The organism is Pontibacter chinhatensis (genome assembly GCF_900113285.1).
GTDB lineage: Bacteria > Bacteroidota > Bacteroidia > Cytophagales > Hymenobacteraceae > Pontibacter > Pontibacter chinhatensis.
Map to the genome: position 1 here is coordinate 1 of NZ_FOOT01000020.1, position 5,838 is coordinate 5,838.

The 5,838-nt window shown below is 56.2% G+C and carries 2 tRNA genes and 3 rRNA genes; all 5 read right to left on the minus strand.

Annotated features, from left to right (window positions below):
* Window positions 1-21: 21 nt before the first annotated feature.
* A 5S ribosomal RNA gene (gene rrf / locus BM040_RS21440) occupies window positions 22-133 on the minus strand.
* 99 nt (window positions 134-232) lie between these two features.
* Window positions 233-3,127: ribosomal RNA gene (locus BM040_RS21445) — 23S ribosomal RNA — on the minus strand.
* A 213-nt stretch (window positions 3,128-3,340) separates the two neighbouring features.
* Window positions 3,341-3,414, minus strand: a tRNA-Ala gene (locus BM040_RS21450).
* 9 nt (window positions 3,415-3,423) lie between these two features.
* Window positions 3,424-3,497: transfer RNA gene (locus BM040_RS21455), tRNA-Ile, on the minus strand.
* 114 nt (window positions 3,498-3,611) lie between these two features.
* Window positions 3,612-5,134 (minus strand): 16S ribosomal RNA (locus tag BM040_RS21460).
* Together the 16S, 23S and 5S rRNA genes with 2 tRNA genes alongside form the textbook arrangement of a ribosomal RNA operon.
* Window positions 5,135-5,838 lie beyond the last annotated feature (704 nt).

Below are 5,838 nucleotides of genomic sequence, written 5' to 3' on the forward strand. Positions count from 1 at the left end.
CTGCTGCCCCTTGTGTGTTGGGGTTGGCGGCCACCTACTCTCCCGGGGGTGAACCCAGTACCATCGGCGCTCCCGGGCTTAACGGCTCTGTTCGGAATGGGAAGAGGTGCTCACCGGGGCCATAGCCGCCATTGTCTTGGCACGGCTGTTATGCGTGCGCTAATGCTTTTTAGACATGATATGTGGGGGAGAGACAAGCAGAAAAGCGAGGAGCGGCGGGCCGGTACACCGTACCGGGACGCTCCCGGGCAATTAGTACCGCTCGGCTGTGCCATCTCTGGCTTTACACCTGCGGCCTATCGACGTCGTCGTCTTCGACGGCCCTTCAAGGGAGATCTCATCTTGGGGCGGGTTTCGCACTTAGATGCTTTCAGCGCTTATCCCGTCCGAGCGTAGCTACCCTGCGCTGCACCAGGCGGCACAACAGGTCCACCAGAGGCTCGTCCAACCCGGTCCTCTCGTACTAAGGTCAGGACCCCGCAAATCTCCAACGCCCACAACAGATAGGGACCGAACTGTCTCACGACGTTCTGAACCCAGCTCGCGTGCCACTTTAATCGGCGAACAGCCGAACCCTTGGGACCTTCTCCAGCCCCAGGACGTGACGAGCCGACATCGAGGTGCCAAACCTCCCCGTCGATATGAGCTCTTGGGGGAGATCAGCCTGTTATCCCCAGAGTACCTTTTATCCTTTGAGCGATGGCCCTTCCATGCGGAACCACCGGATCACTATATCCGCCTTTCGGCCCTGCTCGGCTTGTGGGCCTCACAGTCAAGCTCCCTTATGCTATTGCGCTCTGCGCACGGTTACCAAGCGTGCTGAGGGAACCTTTGAAAGCCTCCGTTACTGTTTTGGAGGCGACCACCCCAGTCAAACTACCCACCAAGCACTGTCCCCCCTGTTTCAGAGGTTAGGCGCCAAGCAACTCAAGGGTGGTATTTCAAGGACGGCTCCGCGATGCCTGGCGACACCGCCTCGCAGCCTCCCACCTATCCTACACATGAGTTACCCAGCGTCAATGCTAAGCTATAGTAAAGGTTCATGGGGTCTTTCCGTCCCGTTGCGGGTACTCGGCATCTTCACCGAGACTACAATTTCACCGAGCTCACGGCTGAGACAGCGCCCAGATCGTTACACCATTCGTGCAGGTCGGAACTTACCCGACAAGGAATTTCGCTACCTTAGGACCGTTATAGTTACGGCCGCCGTTTACCGGGGCTTCGATTCAATGCTTCGCCTTGCGGCTAACATCCCCTCTTAACCTTCCGGCACCGGGCAGGTGTCAGGCCTTATACTTCATCTCGCGATTTCGCAAAGCCATGTGTTTTTGTTAAACAGTCGCCTGGGCCTTTTCACTGCGGCCTCTTGCATTGCTGCAAGGAGGCGCCCCTTCTCCCGAAGTTACAGGGCCATTTTGCCGAGTTCCTTGGCCGTGATTCACTCGAGCACCTTAGGATTCTCTCCTCGACCACCTGTGTCGGTTTGCGGTACGGGCGGCTGCAGCGTTATAACGCTTAGCGGGTTTTCTCGGGAGCCTGGTTAGGGACACTCGCCGCCCCCGAAGGGTTGGCGTACTTTCCACTTTCAGCATCGATGGCGTACTTCACTACCAAAGATATACCTACGGTGTTAAGCGCACTATTCCGTCAGTGCGCGGTCCTTTCACTTCTCCGTCACCGCATCGCTGGCTGCAGCCGGTGCTGGAATATTAACCAGCTGTCCATCGACCTGCGCCTTCGCCTCGGCCTTAGGACCCGACTAACCCTGATCCGATTAGCGTTGATCAGGAAACCTTGGTCTTTCGGTGTGCGGGTTTCTCGCCCGCATTATCGTTACTTATGCCTACATTTGCTTTTCCGAGCGCTCCAACGGGCCTTGCCGGCCCGCCTTCACCGCCCTCGGAATGCTCCCCTACCAGTGTACTTGCATACAATCCGCAGCTTCGGTGCCATGCTTGATGCCCGATTATTATCGATGCCCTGTCGCTCGACCAGTGAGCTGTTACGCACTCTTTAAAGGAATGGCTGCTTCCAAGCCAACCTCCTGGCTGTCTAAGCAACTGGACCCCCTTTGTTCAACTTAGCGTGGACTTTGGGACCTTAGCTGGCGGTCTGGGTTCTTTCCCTCTCGGCCTGGGACCTTAGCACCCCAGGCCTCACTGCCGCGTATATCTGGTGGCATTCGGAGTTCGTCAGGATTCGGTAGGATGTGACTCCCCCTAGTCCTATCGGTAGCTCTACCTCCACCAGACTCCACCGCGACGCTGCCCCTAAAGGCATTTCGGGGAGTACGAGCTATTTCTCAGTTTGATTGGCCTTTCACCCCTACCCACAGGTCATCCAAATGCTTTTCAACGCAAACTGGTTCGGACCTCCAACTGGTTTTACCCAGCCTTCATCCTGCCCATGGGTAGATCACAAAGTTTCGCGTCTACCCCCCCTGACTGCGCGCCCTGTTCAGACTCGCTTTCGCTGCGGCTCCGGTCCTTGAGGACCTTAACCTTGCCAGGGAGGAGTAACTCGTAGGCTCATTATGCAAAAGGCACGCCGTCAGTCCACGAAGGACCTCCGACCGCTTGTAGGCGCACGGTTTCAGGGTCTGTTTCACCCCGTTATTCACGGTGCTTTTCACCTTTCCCTCACGGTACTGGTTCACTATCGGTCTCTCAGGAGTATTTAGCCTTAGCGGATGGTGCCGCTGGATTCAGGCGGGATTTCTCCGGTCCCGCCCTACTCAGGATACCACTAGGGCCAAAGAGCTTGCGTGCACGGGACTCTCACCCTCTCTGGTGTGCCTTCCCAGGCACTTGCACTTCACTCGTTGGTCCCACGGCGTGGTCCTACAACCCCGGTCCTGCCGTGACAGGGCCGGTTTGGGCTGTTCCGCGTTCGCTCGCCACTACTTGCGGAATCACTCTTGTTTTCTCTTCCTCCGGGTACTTAGATGTTTCAGTTCCCCGGGTTTGCCTCCTTTCGGATAGCTGGTCTTCAACCAGCTGGGTTGCCCCATTCGGACACCCGCGGATCAATGGGTATGTGCCCCTCCCCGCGGCTTATCGCAGCTTGTCGCGTCCTTCATCGCCTCTGAGAGCCTAGGCATCCCCCGTGCGCCCTTCTCTGCGTCCTCGGCCGGCCCCACAAGCGTGGGCCGGCCCGCCTCTCTCGCACCAGGTCTCTGCTCGAAGCAGAGCCTAGTCTGTTTTCTTTTACTTATCTCTCTCCCATCATGTCAAAGAACTTTTTCCAGTTACCAGTGACCAATCATCATTTTACAATGACAAAGGCACTATCCCTGAAGCAGAAGTAAAAACCTGCTGTTTTTACTTGAAGTGGTACTCGGTGGAGAATAACGGAGTCGAACCGTTGACCTCCTGCGTGCAAAGCAGGCGCTCTAGCCAGCTGAGCTAATCCCCCAGGTAGAAGTGGGCCTGCGTGGACTCGAACCACGGACCTCTACATTATCAGTGTAGCGCTCTAACCACCTGAGCTACAAGCCCGCTATGGCCGGGCCTGGCCGCCCGATGTAAAACCTTTTTTGTAAATCCTTTTTGAGAAGGAATGCTTGAAACAGAAACGCGATTTAAGAGTCCGGAGCCCGAGGCCGTCCCTAGAAAGGAGGTGATCCAGCCGCACCTTCCGGTACGGCTACCTTGTTACGACTTAGCCCCAGTCACCAGTTTTACCCTAGACGGCTCCTATGACGGTCACCGGCTTCAGGTCTCCCTGACTTCCATGGCTTGACGGGCGGTGTGTACAAGGCCCGGGAACGTATTCACCGCGCCATTGCTGATGCGCGATTACTAGCGATTCCGGCTTCACGGAGTCGAGTTGCAGACTCCGATCCGAACTGAGACCGGCTTTTTGAGATTGGCGCCCCATCGCTGGGTGGCGACCCTCTGTACCGGCCATTGTAGCACGTGTGTAGCCCTAGGCGTAAGGGCCATGATGACTTGACGTCGTCCCCGCCTTCCTCGCTTCTTGCGAAGGCAGTCCCTTTAGAGTCCCCGCCATGACGCGCTGGCAACTAAAGGTAGGGGTTGCGCTCGTTGCGGGACTTAACCCAACACCTCACGGCACGAGCTGACGACAGCCATGCAGCACCTTGCTTTGTGCCCCGAAGGGAAGCTCCATCTCTGGAGCGGTCACGCGCATTCTAGCCTAGGTAAGGTTCCTCGCGTATCATCGAATTAAACCACATGCTCCACCGCTTGTGCGGGCCCCCGTCAATTCCTTTGAGTTTCACCCTTGCGGGCGTACTCCCCAGGTGGATGACTTAACGCTTTCGCTTGGACGCCGACCGTGTGTCGCCGACATCGAGTCATCATCGTTTACGGCGTGGACTACCAGGGTATCTAATCCTGTTCGCTCCCCACGCTTTCGTGCCTCAGCGTCAGTTTCGGCCCAGCGAGCTGCCTACGCAATCGGGGTTCTTGGTGGTATCTAAGCATTTCACCGCTACACCACCAGTTCCGCCCGCCTCGACCGAACTCAAGCCCGCCAGTATCAACGGCAGTTCCACGGTTGAGCCGTGGGATTTCACCGCTGACTTAACGGGCCGCCTACGCACCCTTTAAACCCAATAAATCCGGACAACGCTCGCACCCTCCGTATTACCGCGGCTGCTGGCACGGAGTTAGCCGGTGCTTATTCATATAGTACCGTCAGTTACCCCCGCAGGGGCGTTTTCTTCCTATATAAAAGCAGTTTACAACCCAGAAGGCCTTCTTCCTGCACGCGGCATGGCTGGGTCAGCCTCTCGGCCATTGCCCAATATTCCCTACTGCTGCCTCCCGTAGGAGTCTGGTCCGTGTCTCAGTACCAGTGTGGGGGACCATCCTCTCAGAACCCCTAGCCATCGTCGCCTTGGTGGGCCTCTACCCCGCCAACTAGCTAATGGCACGCATGCCCATCTTCCACCGCCTCAGCTTTGATGATAAAGTGATGCCACTCTATCATGTCATGCGGTATTAATCCCCCTTTCGGAGGGCTATCCCCCAGTGGAAGGTAGGTTGCATACGCGTTACGCACCCGTGCGCCACTAACCCGGGAACCGAAGTCCCCGGATTCGTTCGACTTGCATGTATTAGGCCTGCCGCTAGCGTTCATCCTGAGCCAGGATCAAACTCTCCATTGTAAGAATTATTTCCTGCAGCTTGCGCTGCAAATGTGTCTGTCCGACCCCGGGCTCCTTTCCCCCTCCCCTAAGAAAGGGGGAGAACCTTAAATCTTTTCTGTCTCAAGCAATCTCTCAAAGAACCTTGTCAGAGAACTCTCTTCTCTGCGTGCCACCTTGCCAGGTGGTGTCTTTCTTGTTTCCCCTTCGGAGCCGTTCGCTCCGTGGCGGGGTGCAAAGGTCGGAAGTAATTTTCTAACCTCCAAAACTTTTGCAATCTTTTTTTTCTTTCTTTTTTCTCAGCGCTGCTCGCCGAAACGCTTCTTTCTGAAGCGGGCTGCAAAGGTAAGCAACTTTTCGCATCCCGCAAGCCTTTTTCAAAACTTTTTTCCGGCCCTGTCGGCCGGCGCTGGCCTTCCTTTCGGAAGCGAGGACAAAGGTACGAACTCCTTTTCATCCTCCAAGCCTTTTTCAAAAAGTTTTTTCTCTTCCCGGAGGCCTTCGCCAGGGCGTGAACCCTGTGTTAAGAACCTCTCTTTTAGAAGCGCTCCCGGTTGAAGCGGCTGCAAAGGTAAAAAGCTTTTTTCAAACCGCAAGCAAGAAGCAAAACTTTTTTTCAGCGGGCGGGCCCTTCGCCTCATCCCCTGCCCCGCTCCTGCTGAACGGGAGGGCAAAAGTAGAAAACCTTTCCCGAAACGCAAACGCCCCGCCTAAAAAAAGATGGC